The organism is Holdemania sp. 1001302B_160321_E10 (genome assembly GCF_015552275.1).
In the GTDB taxonomy this organism is placed as follows: Bacteria; Bacillota_I; Bacilli_A; order Erysipelotrichales; family Erysipelotrichaceae; genus Holdemania.
The window spans coordinates 90,682-107,893 of sequence record NZ_JADNEM010000014.1 but is presented as its reverse complement, the minus strand read 5'-3'; the positions used below and the strand labels follow the sequence as shown (position 1 = coordinate 107,893).

Genomic DNA, 17,212 nt, shown 5'->3' with positions numbered 1-17,212 from the left:
GCAGAGCAGTTTGTGCCGTTGGTTACGATGATCGTAACCTTTTATTTTGCCAAGCAGGACAAGCCTGATAAGGAGTAGGCCATGAGCGAGTGGGGAGTAGTAGGGGTGTTGATTGCCATCGTCGGCCTGTTTTTTACGGTCGGCCGGCCGGTGATCAACCTCAATACCAGTATCACCAAACTGACGGTAACCGTCGAGCAGCTGCAAAGGGATTACGACGATCTCAAAAAACGTGCTCATGAGGAGGTCAATGACCTAGCTGTCAAAAACTCGGATAGTCATCGGCGTATTCACGATAAGCTGGACGATCACGAGCAACGGATCACAGATCTGGAACATAGTCATTAAATAGCAAACACCCCACCTTCCAATGCCGGAGGGTGGGGCTTTTTATTATGGTTTAACGGATTCGATATACCATTTACCGTTTGATTCCTTATATAGATTTCTCTGCACACCTGACACTTTGACGATCCAGCATTCACCGCACATTCCGGCCAGGGACGCCTGAACAGGGACATGACCAATTATCTTCTCAACATTATATACATTCATCATTTCTTTGAGTCGGAATGATCTTGGCACGATCTGCCCATTAGTTAAGTAATCGCCATTGACTATAACTTGCTTTTTATAGACGTTCATTGTATATCACCCATTTTAATTGTATTCAATATCAAGTGTTCTAAAAAATATGGCAAAAGATATGGCAAATTTCATGAAATATATAAAAAACGCCTTTGTTAGGCGCTTTATTTTAACTTAATGGGGCGATCGACGAGACTCGAACTCGCGAATGCTGGAGCCACAATCCAGAGTGTTAACCAACTTCACCACGACCGCCATCAGCGAATACTATTTTACCCTAGATGGCGGAATTTGTAAAGCATAAATTTCAAAAAAAGAAGAAGAGCGCGATCAAAAGTTTAACGCTCGTTTTTTAGCCAGCGAAGCACCTCACTGTCCTCAACTAACTGACATTCAGATTCCGCATAACTGCCGGCGGTTAAATATAACTCGATTCGTCCTTTTTTCTCCGCGATGGACAAGGCAGTGAGATAAGCTTGATCAACAGCTAACAACACCGTTGAAGGCAGCGTGTCGTCCGCCTGAGTGATTCGTTCGCCATTGCGGTTCTGCAGCTCCAGAACGCGTACCCCACGCAGCAGGCAGTCCATCATTTCCTGACCTTCTGGCCATTGTCCATAGACGTAAAGATCGACCTTCTGTCCCGGCTGCATCAACTGGCCGCTGATCTCGCTGACCGCTATGGTCAAAGGGAAGACCGCCTGACCTTCGTTCAATAAAGTTACGCTGAAATCTGCCATCGCTGCCGGCGTTTCAACCATTTCCCGATAGAACAAAGAACCGGCCGGAATTGTGCCCTCAAGCCGTGTCCAGGAACCGACAAGCTCTTCTTCCCGGCATAAAACGTCAGCTTGCAGGTAAGCGGAAGGCACGTCAATCCAGATCAGATCGTCCGCCGCGATCAAATGACGAGGCGGCAGGGTTGAGACGCTGACGGGAACAGAAACCAAAGACAGACGTCGGGCCAGCTCCTGCCGGAATAATAAAATCCCGCTGAGAATGAGGATAAGAGCTGCGGCAGAAACTGCGAGGGTCGTTGCGATTTTTTTCTTCATAGATAAAATCCTCCTACTATAAATATTGCGGAAATTCGCAAATTGCCTTACAATTTTTTAAAATTTTAATGAATAGTATATTGCAATATAGAATAGCTAGTGATATGATCTTGTTAGAAGGAGGGATTGGATGAACGCTCAGTTTAAGAAAGGCGTGCTGGAAATGTGTGTGTTGTCCTTGTTAGCGCAGGATGATCAATATGGCTATGAGCTGACAGAAGCAATCTCGCAGAAAATGACGGTCGCGGCCGGAACGTTGTATTTAATTCTAAAGCGGCTGAAAGACGACGGCGATGTGGAGACCTATCTGGTGGAATCCGCAGAAGGTCCAGCCCGCAAGTATTACCGGCTGACGGAAAAAGGCCGGTCCCACGAACAACAGTTACAAGGCGAATGGCGTGAATTTGTACGTTTAGTGGATGAACTCATCCGGAAAGGAGAAGCATGAACAGAAAAGAATACATGGAACGGCTGCAGATGGATCTGGAGGCTGTTGACGAAACGACGGCGAAGGAAATTCTTCAGGATTTTGCCGATCATTTTGATCAGGGGCTGAGCGAGGGACGGAGTGAAGAGGAAATCAGCGCGGAACTGGGTGATCCTGCGGAGCTGATCAGTGAATTGAACACCCGGCCGCATCATCAGTCGCAGACGGAAGCTCAGCCGGACGCCAGCTCATTGTCTGCGGTTGTCATTGAGGCGGACAGCGCCGATATTACGCTCAGACAGGGAAATGGCAGTGAGGTGCTGGTCGAGTTCTATGACAGCCGCAATCCGCTGCGGGTGCATAATTATCGTTTGGATACCTTTCAGGAAGGCGATATTTATCATATTCATGTGCATCGCTTGCAGAACAGCTGGCTGCGGGCCGGGGCGGGCGAGCATCTGCGGCTGGACGTCACGCTGCCGGCTGCGTGCCTGGACATTAAAATCACCGGGATGAGCGGCGATATCCGCCTGAGGGAAGCGATAAGCTGCGGTAAGCTTGCGGTCGTCACACAGAGCGGGGATATTGAAATCCGCGCCTTGGACGCCGAAGCGGTTCAGCTTACGTCGACCTCCGGTGATATCCAGGCGGCAGTGCGTGGCGAATTAGTCCAGGCGGCATCTGTCAGCGGCGATCTTGACATCACTCAGGCGGAAGGGAAGCTGGGCAAGTTCCGCACGACTTCCGGCGATCTAAAGGTTCAGGGCTGCTTCCAGGCGGTGCTGGCGGAAAGCAAAAGCGGCGATCTGGACTTGTCGATTGAAGAAGCCGAGAGTCTGAAGCTCGATACGATCAGCGGCGACATTCATTTAAAGCTGCCGCGCACAACCGGTTTTCTATGCAGCTTCTCAACGATCTCCGGCGATCTTGGCCAGCATATCGGCTTACCGCTGCAGCGGCAGGGCCGCCAGCTGAGAGCCGGCGACGGGCATGCGCAAATCGCCGTGAAGACGATCAGCGGCGATTTTAAAATCAGCGACTGACAACTGTTCTATCACCTTAAAAAATGACCCGGAGATGTTTGAATAACGCATTGCGCGGGCTTTGAGGAGAATTAGGCAGACAAAAAGACGACGGCGTCCGGCAGGGCGCCGTTTCGTTGTTTCCGGTTTTATGCTATAATAAAACCTCTAAAGGAGTGCGGCTCATGGAAAGCTTGAATATCAATGGGAAAACGCTGCGGCTGACGATTCAGCGCAAACCGATCCGCAATTTAATCCTGCGCTTGAAAACGCCGGACGAATTGCTTGTCAGCGCACCTTACGCCTGTTCGACGGCGGAAATCCTGCGGTTTATCGAAACGAAGCGCAGCTGGATTGCGGCGCATGCCGAAAAGCTTGCCCAGCGGCAGGCCAGACAGGCGGAATCCTCGGCTGACGGGAGTCTGGCGGTATATGGCCGGCCGGTACAGCTGCAGTGGGTGATCGGCAAAGGCAAACCCCGCCTGCAATCGGAGCGGCTGGTTCTCTATGGTCCGGATTCGCAGCCGGAAACAAAGCGGCGGGCCTTCGATCAGTTTGCCAAAACCAGTCTGGAGGCCGAAATTGGACAGCTGCGGCCGCGCTGGGATCAGGTGATCGCCGATTATCATCTCGCGCAGCCTTCGATCCACTACCGGCGCATGACAAGCCGTTGGGGCAGCTGCATTCCGGCTAAATCCAAGATTACGCTGAATCTGAAGCTGATTCATTATCCGCTGGCCTGCGTTGATGCCGTGCTGTGGCATGAATACGCGCATTTGATCGTGCCGAACCATTCGCAGCGGTTTTACGCGGTTATTTTGCATCACATGCCGGACTATGAAGTGCGCAAAGCCCTGTTAAATGGGGATTTGTAAGAAAACTGTAAGGAAAACAATGGAAACGCTTAAGATTTGTCTGGTAAGGTTATAAAAGAGAAAAGCGGGGAGGATAGGACTGATGGAAAACTATAAAATCTTAGTTGTGGACGATGATCATGAAATTGCCGACGCGATTGAAATTTATCTGAAGAGCGAAGGCTATGAAATTTTTAAAGCCTATAATGGCATGGAAGCCCTGGAAATCCTGAATCAACAGAAGATCCACTGCATTCTGATGGACGTGATGATGCCGAAGATGGATGGCATTCAGGCGATCATGCATATTCGGGAAACCTCCAACATTCCGATCATTATCCTGTCTGCCAAGTCAGAGGACATGGATAAGGTGCTGGGCTTGAACATCGGGGCTGACGATTATATCACAAAACCATTTAATCCGCTGGAAATGATCGCCCGCGTCAAATCGCAGCTGCGCCGCTACATGCAGTTGGGGGCGACGGCGGAAACCGGAACGGTGATCGAGGTCGGCGGTCTGAGCATTGATCTGGAAGCCAAGACGGTCACGCTGGAAGGCGAACCGGTCAAGGTGACGCCGATCGAATATCGAATCCTGGAGCTGTTCTTGACGAATCTCAACCGGGTGTTCTCGATCGACGAGATCTATGAACGAGTGTGGAATGAAACCAGCTTCCAGAGTGAGAACACGGTCGCGGTGCACATCCGGCGGATTCGGGAAAAAATTGAGATCGATCCGAAGAATCCCCGGTATATAAAGGTGGTGTGGGGGATTGGATACAAGATCGAGAAAAACTAGCGGGTTTCTGGCGTTCCTGCTTTTTTTCGTGCTGCTGACGGGGCTGTTGTTCACCTCGTCGCTGACGGTGGAAACGCTGTATTCCGCGCAGGGCAAGCAGGCCCTGTATCCCAAACAGATGATCCAGCAGAGCCTGCAGGATCTGGCGCAGCTGCTTTATGATGAAACGCCGCTGGCCATGGAAGTGCAGGAAGACCTGTACTACAATCTGCATTATGTTGTCGAACAGAAAGAGATTTATTTCAACAGCGAAGATGATCTGAAGCTGACTTACGATCAGTTTTTACAACAGTATGGCGGCAAAGGCATGCTGACGCTGACCTGGCAGCAGGGCGAAACGCCGCAGATCACCTACCGCGGCGGCTACTTTCTGATTGATCAGAAGACGATTACGCGGGAAACCGCGGAAACAGCGGTCAGTCTGCTCAAGCTGTATTCGCAGGAAAAAGTCGAGCGGCTGGCGTTGGTGATTCCCGATCAGCTTGCTTACAACACGCCGATGTATTACAGCTATACTTATTTTCAGGAATCCATGAATAATCTCAAGATCTGCTTCTATTCTTCCTTGTGCCTGTTTTTTATCACGCTGGCCTACGGCGTGTTCAAGCGGACGGCAATTACAGCCTTTAACGAGGGGCTGGCGCAGTTTACCGCGAATTTCTGGATTGAAGTAAAGCTGGGCCTGGTGCTGGTGCTGACAGTGATGATGCTTTCTTTGTGGCTGCCGTTGCCGTTATCGGCTACGGTGACGTTTTGGGAATTCTATGTTTTAGTCAACGAGCTGCATTTCCATGGCCTGAAACCCTTCCATCATAATATCCTGAATTCTGCGATGAAGACTGTCAGGCTGATCAGCGGCCCCTATGGCTATCAGAAAAAATGGCTGACAGAATTTCTGCTTTTAGTGGTGTTCGAGGTCGTCTGCGCGTTTATTTTATGGACGATGATGTTTTCTTCCTTCTTAGGCTTTATCGGCATTCTGGTGTTCGTCTTGATCTTTGCGGCGGCATTTCTTGTTTTGTTTCTCTATATCAGGCGGATGATGACATTCATGCAGGACTCTGCGACGCTGGCGCAGCAGGTGGAAAATATTCGCCGCGGCCGGCTCAACGAAAGCTTTGAATTGAGCGAAGGCAGTCTGCTGCAGCCGGTCAGCGATAATCTTGAAAAGATCCGCGAAGGCGTCAGTCATCAGGTGGAGGAGCAGCTTAAGAGCGAAAAGCTGAAAATTGAATTGATCACGAATGTATCGCATGATTTAAAGACGCCGATCACCTCGCTGATCAACTACTCCGACCTGTTGACGAAAGCGGAAATCCAGCCGGAATACGCGCGGGATTACGTGCGGATCATCACGCAGAAAAGCGTGCGGCTGAAGAATCTGATCCAGGATCTGTTTGAGATCTCCAAAGCCGCCAGCGGCAACCTGCAGATGGATCTGCGCAGGCTGGAAATCAACGGACTGCTGATGCAGACGCTGGCTGAGCTGGACGAAAAGATCGAGGCCAGTTCCTTGGAGTTCAAGATTCAGTATCTGGACACGCCGGGCTATATTCTGGCCGACGGCGGACGATTGTATAATGTTTTTGACAATCTGATTACCAACGCGATCAAATATTCGATGGAAAATACCCGCGTCTACATCCAGATTGAACGCATGGATGATCAGATTTGCATCAGTTTTAAAAACATTGCGAATTACGAGCTGAAATTTGATCCCGGTTCTCTGACCGAACGGTTTGTCCGCGGCGATGTATCCCGCTCCACCGAGGGCTCCGGACTGGGACTGGCGATTGCGGAAACTTTCGTGACTTTGATGAAGGGGCAGATTGAGGTCAGCGCCGACGGTGATCTGTTTAAAATTGAAATTCGATTTGCGGAATTGCCGCAGGACCACGCTGAAATGTAAGCTCAGCGGCTTTCCTGGATTCTGATCTGATAAAACAGGCCGGTACGGGGCAGACTAAGGGCAGAATGAAAAGGAGGCAGTTTCATGAAGAAAATCATTCTGTGCGCCGGAATCTGTCTGGCGGTGCTGGCCGGCTGTTCCTGGAATAAAAATAATTCGCAGCCCGCGCCTTCCGCTTCGCCCAGTCCGTCGCCATCCGCTCTGCCGACGATTGATCCGGCCATCACGGAAGCCAGCGATATCGTCGGGGAAACAACGGCGTTTGGAACGCCGATCGTGTCCGTTCAGATGAAGGACGGCAAAATCAGCTGGGTTTCGATCGACGAGATCACCGAAGATACGACGAAGAAAGCGCTGGGCGATCAGTATAAGCTGGGTGAACAGGCGATCGCCGGCTGGAGCGAGCAGATCAAAGCGCTGGAAGACTACATCGTCGCGCATGGTCTGGACGCTGTGGACGTCGATGAGGAAGGCAAAGCGGCGAACGAAGATCTGCGGACGCAGTGCACGATCACGATTCAGAACTATTTGCAGACGGTAGAAAAAGCGGTCAGTCAGGCTGAACATCCTGAACCTGTGCAGAAATAACGCGGCCGGGCAACGATCTGAAGCATGAAAAAAACCGGAACTTCCGAGGTGGAGATTCCGGTTTTATTTTTGTCTAGTCGATTAAGGCGATGATCTTATCCCAGGTCTTTTCGCCAATTTTGCCATCCGGCGTCAGACTGTGGGCATTTTGAAACGCAATGACCTTGGCTTCGGTTTTGGCGCCGAAAACGCCGTCGGCTGTAATCGGGGTCGACGGCAGCGTAAGCCGATTCAGATAGTTCTGCATTTTCTGGACTTCCAGTCCCGTGTCGCCGTATTCCAGCGGCGGCTGCCCGCTGCCGGGATCCGGGTCGGGATTCGGACCGGGGCCGGGATTCGCCTTGTATTTAGCGATAATTTTATCCCAGGTCAGGGTACCGATGATTCCGTCGGCCGTTAAACCGGTGTGTCTTTGGAAAATCATGACAGCGTTTTCTGTGGCGGGTCCGAAGGAGCCGTCTTCTTTTAAAACAGGAAGGTCAGGGTATGAAGAGCGCAGGACGTTCAGATACTGCTGCATTTTCTTGACCGCCAGGCCGGTATACCCTCTGCGAATAACATAAGCCATGTGAGTAAATCCTCCTTTCATTAACAAGGTATGTCTAAGGGAGAGGACCGAAAGGGAACGTGCCTAACGGGAATTCATTTGGTTATTGGCCTTTTCTCTTCTGCGTGAGCTGCATACGGTATACTGGAGGTGAAAACCATGAGAATTTTGATTTACAACGATCAAACCGATAAGATGGAAACGTATTCGCTGCGCTGCTGCGATAACATGCCTTATACGGCTTGCTGCCGGTTTACAGTCGGCGAGTTCATGCGTAATTCCCACAGCCGAACGATTGGCTGGTCGACCCGGCGGTTTCTGCGGTCAACGGATGAACTGATCCGGCGGTTTGGCATGAAGCCGCGCATCAGCCGGGCGTTTCGGCGGGCGTGGAGCGCTGAGGAACCGATGATTTTAACGCACATGCTGGGGACAGGAGTTGATCTGGGACGAAACCTGTCGCTGTCGGGGCTGCAGCAGCTGGTCACGCTGGCGGAGGATCAGGAGTTGTTAGATGTGATCACCGACCTGCAGCATACCCGGATTGAAGCCCACATGCATCATCAAAATGAAGCGGCCAGCGACTTTGTTCCGTTCGCGCAGATTCAGAAAGGCGATCAGAAGACCGAGGTCTGTGTGGCGCAGGATGCGCTGTGGGCGCTGGGCTATCCAGTCACGAAGATCAGCGGCGTGTTTGACGCGGAACTTGATCGGGTCGTACGGGCGTTTCAGCGGGATCAGGGGCTGGTTGCGGATGGAATTATCGGAAGACTGACCTGGGAAGCGTTGATGTCCCAGCTGCGGCCGGTTCCCGGTATTGATGATGACATCGCAGACTGAACTTCAACGGAAAGAAAAGAATGAAATGGCCTGATTTCAGGGCCATTTTCGTTTGCGTGGATCGTGGGAAAAGGTGTTATAATGAAAATAAGAGGGAGAAGACCAACCATGAATTTTGATGAATACATCGACCGCAGAAATACGCACTGCGTCAAGTACAGTCAGGCTAAAACCGCACAGCGGCCTCAGGATGCGCTGGTGATGACGCTGGCGGACATGGATCTGCCTTGCTGCAAAGCGATCACACAGGCCATCGTCGAGCGGGCGGCGCATCCGTTTTACGGCTATCAGCAATTTGACGAGGTCTTGCCAAAACGGGTGTGCGCGTGGGCAAAGGAACACAGCGGAGCAATTCTGGATCCGCAGACAATTCAGATCGCGCCCAGCGTCAACACTGCGATTGCACTGTGCGTGAGGGCGCTGACGCAGCCGGGGGACGGAATACTGATCCAGAATCCTTCGTATAGTCCATTCCGCAAAGTCGCTGAGCTGAATCAGCGGCGCTGCGTGATCAACGAACTGATTCAGAAGGACGATCATTATGAACTGGATCTGGCTGATTTTGAAGCGAAGCTCAGCGAGGTAAGGATGTTTATTCTATGTTCGCCGCACAATCCGACCTCCCGGGTGTTCAGTCCGCAGGAGCTGGACGCGATGTTATCGTTGTGCCGCCGATATCACATCGCCGTGATCGCCGATGAGATCCATGCGGATTGGGTATATGGGACAATGACGGCGGCCAGCGCTCTTGATCAGAATGTAATTACCCTTTTATCGCCAAGCAAGACGTTTAACCTGCAGGGGATGCAATGTTCGTTTATGTTTATCCCCGACGCTGATCAGGCGCAGGCGGTCCAACGCGAGCGTGATGCGCTGGCGTATATGAATAATCAGACTTTCTCGCACGCAGCCGCGCTGGCCGCTTACAGTGAGGAAGGCGCGGCGTGGCTGGACCAGGCGAAGGCGTATGTGCAGGAAAACGCGCGGGTTTTTTGCGCGATGCTGAAAACGGCCGGCGTGCCGCTGAAGCCGATGCGGCTGGAATCGACGTTTCTGTTGTGGGTAGACTGCAGCGGCTGCTGTAAAACCGACGCGGAAGTCGTCGATCTGTTTGAAAACCGCTGTCATATCTATGGCAGCACCGGTTCGCATTATCAATCCGGCAAACCGTTTATCCGCTTGAATATCGCCGCGCCCCGCAGCGTGATTGTGACGGCGGCGGAGCGGCTGATCCGCGCGCTTTCGCAATCGTGCTGAAGGAAAGAAAGACGCCAGAGCATAAAAATAAGAACACCGCCGGTCTGCGCTTCAAGCAGACCGGCGGTGTTGTTTGGCAAGGCCAAGTCGGGAAGCGCTGGCCTACAAGTTGCGGATGCGATAGAAGTATTTATCGACGAGTTTGTCGTTATGCTCCGCTGCCGAGGCGTCCATAAAGGCGATGTGGCCGTTGAAGTAGACGTCCGGATCCAATCCGCGCTGGACAAGCAGCTCCACCGTCTGGGTCAGCACGGCGTTTTGCAGATAAACGGCCGGGATCGTCGAGGTCGAGCCGATCTTCATCGGGAAGCCTTCGATCTGGACCGCCGCGTCGCCGATCAGCGAACAATTATCTAATACAATATCGCAGACGTCTTTTAATTTCCTGCCGCTTTTATGCTTGGTCGTCAGATAATCGCTGTATTCGACGGCCGTGATCGCGATCGTCGGAATGCCTTTTTCTTTGGCGCGCAAGGCAGCGTCCACCGGTACGATATTGTTGCCGGAATTGGAAATGATGATCATGCAGTCATTGGGCGTGACGCGGTGATAATCGACGATATGGCGGCCGATCTCGTAGGTGTTTTCCATCAGGTAGCTCTTGGTGATGTCAAAAGTGCCGGTGACGCTGGGTTCCAGCAGCGCGGCATAATTGGCGACGGTGGCGGCGCGCCAGAAGGCGTCTTCAATGACCAAATGGGAATGGCCCGCGCCCAATCCATAGATCAGACCTCCCCGCTGCGAAACGTCGGCGCACAAAGTGGCAGCTTTCATGATGTTTTCGCCCTGACTGTCCATAACCTTGGCGATGATTTCGTTCATGACGTTGAAGTAATTTTTCCAGGCTTCCATAAGAATCTCCTTTTTCTCATTGCTTTCATTGTAACAACTTCGTTTGTAAAAAAGAAGTCCAAAACGGAAGAAAAAAACAAAATGAAAGAATTTACAAAATGTAACAAATTGAAACTTATTTTCATGGAAATTCGTGAAGAAAGGTCTTGAACAAAAAATGAAATCGGTTACAATAAAGCTATAAAGAACCAAGACCGGAATGGAGTGAAACATCATGAACCAGAAGAAAGGCTTAGTTTTTGGCGCCCCTCAAAATGGAGATGTTAGAGCTGAAGGTGTTTTCGGCGGGGTTCTTTTGGAAAAAATCAGTTGTTTTTAAGATGGATTTAGACTGTCCATCTTTTTTGTCTACTCAATGGAACGACGCAATAAGAAAAGGATGCGTCACAGCGGTCAGACAAGAGAGGCAGCGGTGTAAATCCACCTACGCCTGAATGAGGATCCTTGAAAAAGCCGGCGGCAGGAAGCATACAATACGGCGGCAGGGATCAGAAGTTCAGGAATACTTTTGCGGGCTATGCCGCAAGGGGTTCCGAGATTCGGAATGAGGTATGGAAGGTACATTGTTTGATGAATAAATAAAAGGAGGAATTCATTATGGATCAAACAAACAAAGAGTTCTGGGATGCGGCGGCAGCCGGCGATTTCGCGAAAGTCTGCGCCTGTGTTTCCAAAGGGGCGAACGTTAACGTTTCCAACGGCGACGGACGGACCGCTTTGATGCGCAGCGCCAAGCGCGGCTATGAAGATATCGTGCGTTTTCTGCTGGATAACGGAGCCAATGTCCGGGCTCGCGACGTCAACAATAAGACGGCGTTGATGGGCGCGGCGAAAAAAGGTCATCTGGGCATCGTCAAGATGTTGGTCGAAGCTGGATCCGATGTGAATTCGCATGACGACAACGGCCGGACTTCTCTGATGCGGGCTTCGTTCTTGGGTCAGAGTGAAGTTGTGGAATATCTGGTGGAAAATGGAGCGAATGTCAACGCCCGCGACAGCAAGGGGCGGACCGCGTTAATGGAAGCGGTTCTGGCGTGCAAAGTTGACGTCATCAAATATCTGATCGAACATGGCGCGGATATCAACATGCAGGATAATGCGGGCTGCACGGCGTTGATGAGAGCGAGTTATAGCGGTTATGTCGATTTGGTTCTGTACCTTCTGGACCAGGGCGCGGATAAGAGCATCAAGGATTTCCAGGGCAATCTTGCAATTCATTATGTCCGCGAGCACTGCTTCGCTGAGCTGAAAGAGCATTTGAAGTAGGGGGAAGCAGCATGAGAGATTATTTAGCGAATGAAGTCCGCAACATCGTTCTGATGGGACACAGCGGCGCGGGCAAGTCCAGCGTCGTGGAAGCTGCATTATATTTTACCAAGGCAACGGACCGGCTGGGCAAAACGATCGACGGAACCAGCGTGATGGATAACGACGCGGAAGAAGTGAAACGCGGGCTGTCCGTCTATACCTCCATCGCTCCGGTGGAATGGAAAGAATGTAAAATCAATTTTATTGATACGCCGGGTTATCTGGATTATGAGGGCGAGGCGCAGTGCGGCATCGCGGTCGGCGATAACGCGCTGATCGTCGTCGGCGCTAAAGACGGCGTGGAATCGGGAACGGAAAAAGCGTGGAAAATCGTTACCCGTAAGAAACTGCCGACAATTTTCTTCATCAACAAGATCGACGAGGAAAATGCTTCGTTTGATCAGACCTACAATCAGCTGCGCGAACATTTCGGCAAGACGGTCATTCCGTTTGAAGTTCCGATTCAGCGCGAAGGCAAGGTTGTCGGTTCGGTCAACATTCTGCGTAAAAAAGCATGGTATTATGACGATCGAACGACACCGAAGGAAGTCCCGGACGAGCTGAAAGACATCGTTGAGGAATATTACAGCCAGATCGCGGAGGCGATCGCAATGGCCGACGACGAGCTGATGGAAAAATTCTTCAGCGGCGAGAGCTTTGACGAACATGAAGTGGCCAAGGGCTTGCGGATCGGCGTGCGCAACGGCGATATCCGACCGGTTTACTGCGGCAGTGCGACGCAGGTTACCGGCATTGAACGGTTGTTGGATCTGATTCGCGAATACTTCCCGAGCTATGCGGAAAAAGGCATGATTGAAGCGCTGGATCCGGATGGAATTCCGATTCTGATGGAAACCAACGAACAGGAAGCGTTCACAGCGCAGGTCTTCAAAACGATTATTGATCCGTTTGTCGGCAAGATTTCATTGTTAAAGGTCATGACCGGCGTTATGAGCACGGATGCGCAGGTCTTAAACGTTCAGAAGGATAAAATTGAAAAACTGAATCAGATTTACATCGTCAAGGGCAAGCATCAGATCGCGGTCGGCAAGCTGTTTACCGGCGATATCGGCGCAGTGGTCAAACTGCAGTTTACGGATACCAACGATACGCTGGCAACCCGGTCCAAGCCGGTGACGTATGCGCCGATTGAATTCCCGAAGCCGATGCTGGGCGTTGCGATCTGGCCGAAGACCAAAGCGGATGAAGACAAGATGAGCATGGGTCTGCAGCGGATGTGCGAGGAAGACCCGTCAATTCGTCTGGATAAGAATAAAGAAACCAAGGAAACGGTGCTGTACGGCATGGGTGTGCAGCATATCGACGTCATTTTAAGCAAGCTGAAATCAAAATACAAAGTGGAAGTCGATACGACGGAACCGAAGGTTCAGTACCGTGAAACAATCCGCGGTACAGTCACGGCGGAAGGCAAGCATAAAAAGCAGTCCGGCGGGGCGGGGCAGTATGGTCATGTCTTCGTTAAATTTGAACCATGCGACGGCGATGAAATGGTGTTTGCGGAATCCGTCTTCGGCGGCGCGGTTCCAAAGCAGTATTTCCCGGCGGTTGAAGCAGGTCTGCGGGAATGCATGGAAAAAGGCGTACTGGCCGGATACAAGGTTGTCGGCGTCAAGGCGACGCTGACCGACGGCTCTTATCACGAGGTTGACTCCAAGGAAATCGCGTTTAAGGCCGCGGCCCGTCTGGCCTATAAGGCCGGCATGCCGAAAGCCAAGCCGATTCTGTTGGAACCGATCGGCAAGGTTGAGGTTCTGATTCCTGAAGAATATACCGGCACGATCATCGGTGATTTCAACAAACGCCGCGGTATTATCCTCGGTATGGATCTGGTCGATGAAAAAGAACAGAAGATTACCGCTGAAGTGCCGATGGCGGAAATGATGAAATATTCGACCGAACTGCGTTCAATGACGCAGGGCCGCGGATCCTTTATCATCGAATTCGATCGTTACGAACCGGCGCCGCAGCCGATTGCCGATAAGGTGATCAAAGCTGCGAATGTTGCGAACGACGAAGATTGATAGAATTAAAGCGGAAAGGACTGGATAAAATCAGATCCTTTCCTTTTTTTCGCTTTCGCTTTGATCAATGAAATACCGTCGGACAGCGTCTTTAAAATTGGAAAGATGAAAATTCCTTTCGTTTCTTAGTGCATTATAAAAAGCTGGCCGCAGCCAGCTTTTCAAGACTATCCTTTTTTCTCCTGCAGGGTGACGGTGAGTTCGACGATCCTGCCATCCCGCTTGACGGTGATTTCAAGCTGATCGCCGACTGAGCTGTTGTTGAGAATCGTGGTGACGTCAGAGATGGCTTCAATCGCCGTATCGTTGATCGAAACGAAGCAGTCGCCCGGCTGCAGCCCGCCGTTGGCGGCGCTGGAGTTTTCGACGACAGATTGAACGTAGACGCCCGGCGTTTTATAGCCGTACTGAGCGGCCAGCTGCGCTGTCGTCAGATCCAGCGCAGTGATGCCCAACGATACGCGGCCGCCGACATAACCCTGCGATATCAGATCCTCAATAATCGGTTTTGCATCGTTGACTGGAATCGCGAAGCCCAGGCCCTCGACGTCTTCACCGGAAGATTTGGCGACGACGATGCCGACCAGTTCGCCATTGGCATTGAACAGACCGCCTCCGGAGTTGCCCGGATTAATGGCGGCGTTGGTCTGAAGCAGGTTCCGGCGCTCATTGTTCAGAATGATTTCCCGGTCGAGCGCGCTGACGATACCGTTGGTAACCGTCCCGCCCAGCTGGCCTAACGGATTGCCGACGGCCACGACCGGCTCGCCGACCGACAGCGAATCGGAATCGCCCAGAATTGCCGGGGTCAGACCGGAAGCGTCAATCTTGATAACGCCGATATCCATTTTGGAATCCGTTGCGACCAGCTGCGCCTGGTATGTCGTACCATCATGCAGCGCAACGGTGATCGAACGGGCGTCCTGAATCACATGGTTGTTGGTGACGATGTAGCCATCCTCGGAAATGATCACCCCGCTGCCGGCGCCTTCCGTGACAAACTGGCGCAGGAACAAGCTGTTGGTCACCGATTCCGTGCGGATCTCCACGACGCTGTTCTGCGTCCGGGCGGCGACGGTCGGAATATTGATCGAGGTCACAGGCACATTCTCAAGATTCTGAGGCAGGCGCTCTACGCTCTGGACAACGACGCTGCCTTTCTGACTTTTAGCGGCCAGCGTCCCGGCAGAAAAGCCGATCACTCCGGATAACAGCGCGCAAGCGGCTAATCCGAGGCGGAAGGTTCTTTTCATTGACCGCAGTTCTTTTTGAATCGCCGCGGTATCGGAATCCAAAAATTCAGAATCGAACATTTTTATTTCCTTCTTTCTTATCGTTTTTATTATAGGAAGAATCCGTGAAGTTTGTGTGAAGAAATTGTAAACTTGCCTTGACGGGCGACGACTTTTTAGACAAAATGTCTAAAACTGAGCAATTCCCGCGTCAAAAATCTGAAATCAGGCTGAAAACGTTTGAATTATAAACTTTGCGCAGTGAGAGCATAAGGCGGCTTCCCATGCCGGACCCCAATCCCTTTGTCTCATAACGTTTCCGGTTATGTCAAAAGTTTCTTCTTGCCTGCGCTCTGTTTTGCTTGTAGTTTGTGACAGTGCGAAATTCAGTTTCCGTTAAGGAAGCTGATAAAAAAATACGCGGTTAATCGCGTATTTCCTGAATTGATTTGGCGATGGTATGCGTGATTGGACTCCATTCGATCTTCTTGAACAACGCTTCGATCGCAATCGGAACATAGGTGAAAATAAAGATCGGAAAGGAGAAAGTATACAGGATTTTTTTCATAGCGCTGCAATGGATATTGTTCCATTCCGTAACGGTGGTCAGGATGCCGAATGCGTACAGGATCAAATAGTAATTCGTGACGGAAGCGGTGATGGCGCCCAATGTTACGGATAAGACTTCCGGGTCACGCTGAACAAACAATGTCCATACCAGAGCCAGCGAGTTGATCAACACGCTGAACAGGGAAACGAACAGCGCCGGCGCAATCGTCATCGTCATATCGTAGCTGCTGAAATCGTGCTCCTTGAGAATCCGTTTGACCAGGGAAGTGCCGTACTTACCGAAAACCTGATAGAAACCCTTGGACCAGCGCAGCCGCTGTTTCCACGATTGTTCAAACGTGCAGGGCTGTTCGTCATACAGCACCGCGTCGCCGCAATAGCCGATCTTTAATCCGTGCAGGACGCTGTCGACGGAGAATTCGATATCTTCGGTCAGTAAGTGATGCTTCCAGCCGTTGTTCGCTTTAACGATCTGATTGGAAATCATGAAGCCGGTGCCGGAGATCGCACAGCTGGAGCCGCACATCATCCGCGCCTGGTTCAGATATTTTGATTCGCGTAAAAACCACAGCGAATACCCGGCGGAAATCCAGTTGGAATCGTAATTCTTGGAGTTGCGGTAGCTGGTGATGATTTCATAGCCGGAATCGAAGACTTTGTTCATTTCCCGAATATAGTTCGGATCGAGCAGATTGTCGGCGTCAAAGACAAAATAAGCCTCAAACCAATCTTTGGGATATTCCTTCATGATGTGCTTGAACGCGTAATCCAGCGCGTAGCCTTTGCCGACCTTGAGCTGATTGAAACGTTCATATACGACTGCACCTTCCATCTGCGCCAGCTCGGCCGTGTTGTCAGTGCAGTTATCAGCGACCACAAATGCCGTGACAAGCCCGTCCGGATAATTCTGCGCCTTAATGCTCTGAAGCAGTTCGCGGATGACGGTCGCTTCGTTGCGCGCGGCGATGATGACGCCATAGCGGTGCATCTGCTTCGCTTCAGGCGCCGGCTTCTTTTTGCCAAACAGGACGATCCCGGCATAAATGATCTGATAGAGATAGAGAAGCAGGAATAAGAGAAAAATTGTAAAATTAAATGCGTTTAAACTTTCTAGCATATACATGGTCCTTTCTTCGGATTTTCACCCTGTAAAAAGCAGCACCCCCCAAAATCCGGATGCTGGATTCTATTTTAAACGGCTGAAGAAGAAATGCAATCTCTGTGAAGAAAAATTCACATTAGTCATGAAAGTTTTTGTTTATTTTAAGAAAAATGTAAGAAACTTTCAGACTTCTTAAGAGATGAGCTCAGACCTTAGTATG

Annotated in this window: 16 protein-coding genes and 1 tRNA gene; 11 read left to right on the top strand and 6 right to left on the bottom strand. The window is 51.1% G+C overall.

What is annotated here, in order from left to right:
- Positions 1–105 precede the first annotated feature (105 nt).
- On the top strand, positions 106–348 hold the full coding sequence (locus I2D94_RS10260; RefSeq protein WP_195396740.1) for a DUF948 domain-containing protein: 243 nt from the start codon (positions 106–108) through the stop codon (positions 346–348).
- 418 nt (positions 349–766) lie between these two features.
- Here the strand turns inward: I2D94_RS10260 and I2D94_RS10255 are convergent.
- Positions 767–843: transfer RNA gene (locus I2D94_RS10255), tRNA-His, on the bottom strand.
- Between the two features lie 83 nt (positions 844–926).
- The gene (locus I2D94_RS10250) at positions 927–1,643 is read right to left on the bottom strand and encodes an RcpC/CpaB family pilus assembly protein (protein ID WP_072684068.1); all 717 of its coding nucleotides are present in this window, start codon (positions 1,641–1,643) and stop codon (positions 927–929) included.
- A gap of 130 nt (positions 1,644–1,773) precedes the next feature.
- On the opposite strand from I2D94_RS10250, the gene I2D94_RS10245 reads away from it, so the two are divergent.
- The 6 genes from I2D94_RS10245 (at position 1,774) to I2D94_RS10220 (ending at position 7,242) form a co-directional block, all read left to right on the top strand.
- Positions 1,774–2,091, top strand: coding sequence for a PadR family transcriptional regulator (locus tag I2D94_RS10245; protein ID WP_072684069.1), 318 nt, complete (start codon positions 1,774–1,776; stop codon positions 2,089–2,091).
- Entirely contained in the window at positions 2,088–3,113 is a 1,026-nt protein-coding gene (locus I2D94_RS10240; RefSeq protein ID WP_195396739.1) for a DUF4097 family beta strand repeat-containing protein, read from the top strand. Before I2D94_RS10245 ends, I2D94_RS10240 begins: the two co-directional genes overlap by 4 nt.
- A 164-nt stretch (positions 3,114–3,277) precedes the next feature.
- Positions 3,278–3,967 (top strand): M48 family metallopeptidase, encoded by a 690-nt coding sequence (locus I2D94_RS10235; RefSeq protein WP_072684071.1) that lies wholly within the window; start codon positions 3,278–3,280, stop codon positions 3,965–3,967.
- Between the two features lie 82 nt (positions 3,968–4,049).
- Positions 4,050–4,745, top strand: a complete 696-nt coding sequence (locus I2D94_RS10230) for a response regulator transcription factor (protein WP_072684072.1) — start codon at positions 4,050–4,052, stop codon at positions 4,743–4,745.
- A complete protein-coding gene (locus tag I2D94_RS10225) occupies positions 4,720–6,654 on the top strand; it encodes a sensor histidine kinase KdpD (protein ID WP_072684073.1) in 1,935 nt (644 codons plus the stop codon). Before I2D94_RS10230 ends, I2D94_RS10225 begins: the two co-directional genes overlap by 26 nt.
- 84 nt (positions 6,655–6,738) lie before the next feature.
- Positions 6,739–7,242 carry a hypothetical protein gene (locus I2D94_RS10220; RefSeq protein ID WP_072684074.1) on the top strand — a complete coding sequence of 168 codons (504 nt, stop codon included), beginning with the start codon at positions 6,739–6,741 and terminating at the stop codon, positions 7,240–7,242.
- A 73-nt stretch (positions 7,243–7,315) separates the two neighbouring features.
- Here I2D94_RS10220 and I2D94_RS10215 read toward each other — a convergent pair whose 3' ends face one another.
- A complete protein-coding gene (locus I2D94_RS10215) occupies positions 7,316–7,810 on the bottom strand; it encodes a peptidoglycan-binding protein (protein ID WP_072684075.1) in 495 nt (164 codons plus the stop codon).
- Positions 7,811–7,948: 138 nt separating this feature from the next.
- Here I2D94_RS10215 and I2D94_RS10210 point away from each other — a divergent pair, with 138 nt between their 5' ends.
- Together I2D94_RS10210 and I2D94_RS10205 are read left to right on the top strand one after the other, a co-directional pair.
- The gene (locus tag I2D94_RS10210) at positions 7,949–8,629 is read left to right on the top strand and encodes a peptidoglycan-binding protein (protein ID WP_072684076.1); all 681 of its coding nucleotides are present in this window, start codon (positions 7,949–7,951) and stop codon (positions 8,627–8,629) included.
- Between the two features lie 108 nt (positions 8,630–8,737).
- Positions 8,738–9,886 (top strand): MalY/PatB family protein, encoded by a 1,149-nt coding sequence (locus tag I2D94_RS10205; protein ID WP_195396737.1) that lies wholly within the window; start codon positions 8,738–8,740, stop codon positions 9,884–9,886.
- Positions 9,887–9,988: 102 nt separating this feature from the next.
- Here I2D94_RS10205 and I2D94_RS10200 read toward each other — a convergent pair whose 3' ends face one another.
- Positions 9,989–10,738, bottom strand: coding sequence for a sugar isomerase domain-containing protein (locus I2D94_RS10200; RefSeq protein WP_072684078.1), 750 nt, complete (start codon positions 10,736–10,738; stop codon positions 9,989–9,991).
- A gap of 597 nt (positions 10,739–11,335) precedes the next feature.
- Here I2D94_RS10200 and I2D94_RS10195 point away from each other — a divergent pair.
- Positions 11,336–12,004, top strand: a complete 669-nt coding sequence (locus I2D94_RS10195) for an ankyrin repeat domain-containing protein (protein ID WP_072684079.1) — start codon at positions 11,336–11,338, stop codon at positions 12,002–12,004.
- An 11-nt stretch (positions 12,005–12,015) separates the two neighbouring features.
- Entirely contained in the window at positions 12,016–14,088 is a 2,073-nt protein-coding gene (locus I2D94_RS10190; RefSeq protein ID WP_072684080.1) for an elongation factor G, read from the top strand.
- 167 nt (positions 14,089–14,255) lie between these two features.
- Here the strand turns inward: I2D94_RS10190 and I2D94_RS10185 are convergent, their stop codons facing one another.
- A complete protein-coding gene (locus I2D94_RS10185; RefSeq protein ID WP_072684081.1) occupies positions 14,256–15,401 on the bottom strand; it encodes a S1C family serine protease in 1,146 nt (381 codons plus the stop codon).
- A gap of 343 nt (positions 15,402–15,744) precedes the next feature.
- Positions 15,745–17,007, bottom strand: a complete 1,263-nt coding sequence (locus tag I2D94_RS10180) for a glycosyltransferase family 2 protein (protein WP_229056845.1) — start codon at positions 17,005–17,007, stop codon at positions 15,745–15,747.
- Positions 17,008–17,212: the final 205 nt, after the last annotated feature.

What these genes read in the sequence shown, in the direction of transcription:
- I2D94_RS10250 (WP_072684068.1), bottom strand. Translation starts at nt 1,643, where the DNA reads ATGAAGAAAAAAATCGCAACGACCCTCGCAGTTTCTGCCGCAGCTCTT.
- I2D94_RS10245 (WP_072684069.1), top strand. Translation starts at nt 1,774, where the DNA reads ATGAACGCTCAGTTTAAGAAAGGCGTGCTGGAAATGTGTGTGTTGTCC.
- I2D94_RS10240 (WP_195396739.1), top strand. Translation starts at nt 2,088, where the DNA reads ATGAACAGAAAAGAATACATGGAACGGCTGCAGATGGATCTGGAGGCT.
- I2D94_RS10235 (WP_072684071.1), top strand. Translation starts at nt 3,278, where the DNA reads ATGGAAAGCTTGAATATCAATGGGAAAACGCTGCGGCTGACGATTCAG.
- I2D94_RS10230 (WP_072684072.1), top strand. Translation starts at nt 4,050, where the DNA reads ATGGAAAACTATAAAATCTTAGTTGTGGACGATGATCATGAAATTGCC.
- I2D94_RS10220 (WP_072684074.1), top strand. Translation starts at nt 6,739, where the DNA reads ATGAAGAAAATCATTCTGTGCGCCGGAATCTGTCTGGCGGTGCTGGCC.
- I2D94_RS10215 (WP_072684075.1), bottom strand. Translation starts at nt 7,810, where the DNA reads ATGGCTTATGTTATTCGCAGAGGGTATACCGGCCTGGCGGTCAAGAAA.
- I2D94_RS10210 (WP_072684076.1), top strand. Translation starts at nt 7,949, where the DNA reads ATGAGAATTTTGATTTACAACGATCAAACCGATAAGATGGAAACGTAT.
- I2D94_RS10205 (WP_195396737.1), top strand. Translation starts at nt 8,738, where the DNA reads ATGAATTTTGATGAATACATCGACCGCAGAAATACGCACTGCGTCAAG.
- I2D94_RS10200 (WP_072684078.1), bottom strand. Translation starts at nt 10,738, where the DNA reads ATGGAAGCCTGGAAAAATTACTTCAACGTCATGAACGAAATCATCGCC.
- I2D94_RS10195 (WP_072684079.1), top strand. Translation starts at nt 11,336, where the DNA reads ATGGATCAAACAAACAAAGAGTTCTGGGATGCGGCGGCAGCCGGCGAT.
- I2D94_RS10190 (WP_072684080.1), top strand. Translation starts at nt 12,016, where the DNA reads ATGAGAGATTATTTAGCGAATGAAGTCCGCAACATCGTTCTGATGGGA.
- I2D94_RS10185 (WP_072684081.1), bottom strand. Translation starts at nt 15,401, where the DNA reads ATGTTCGATTCTGAATTTTTGGATTCCGATACCGCGGCGATTCAAAAA.
- I2D94_RS10180 (WP_229056845.1), bottom strand. Translation starts at nt 17,007, where the DNA reads ATGCTAGAAAGTTTAAACGCATTTAATTTTACAATTTTTCTCTTATTC.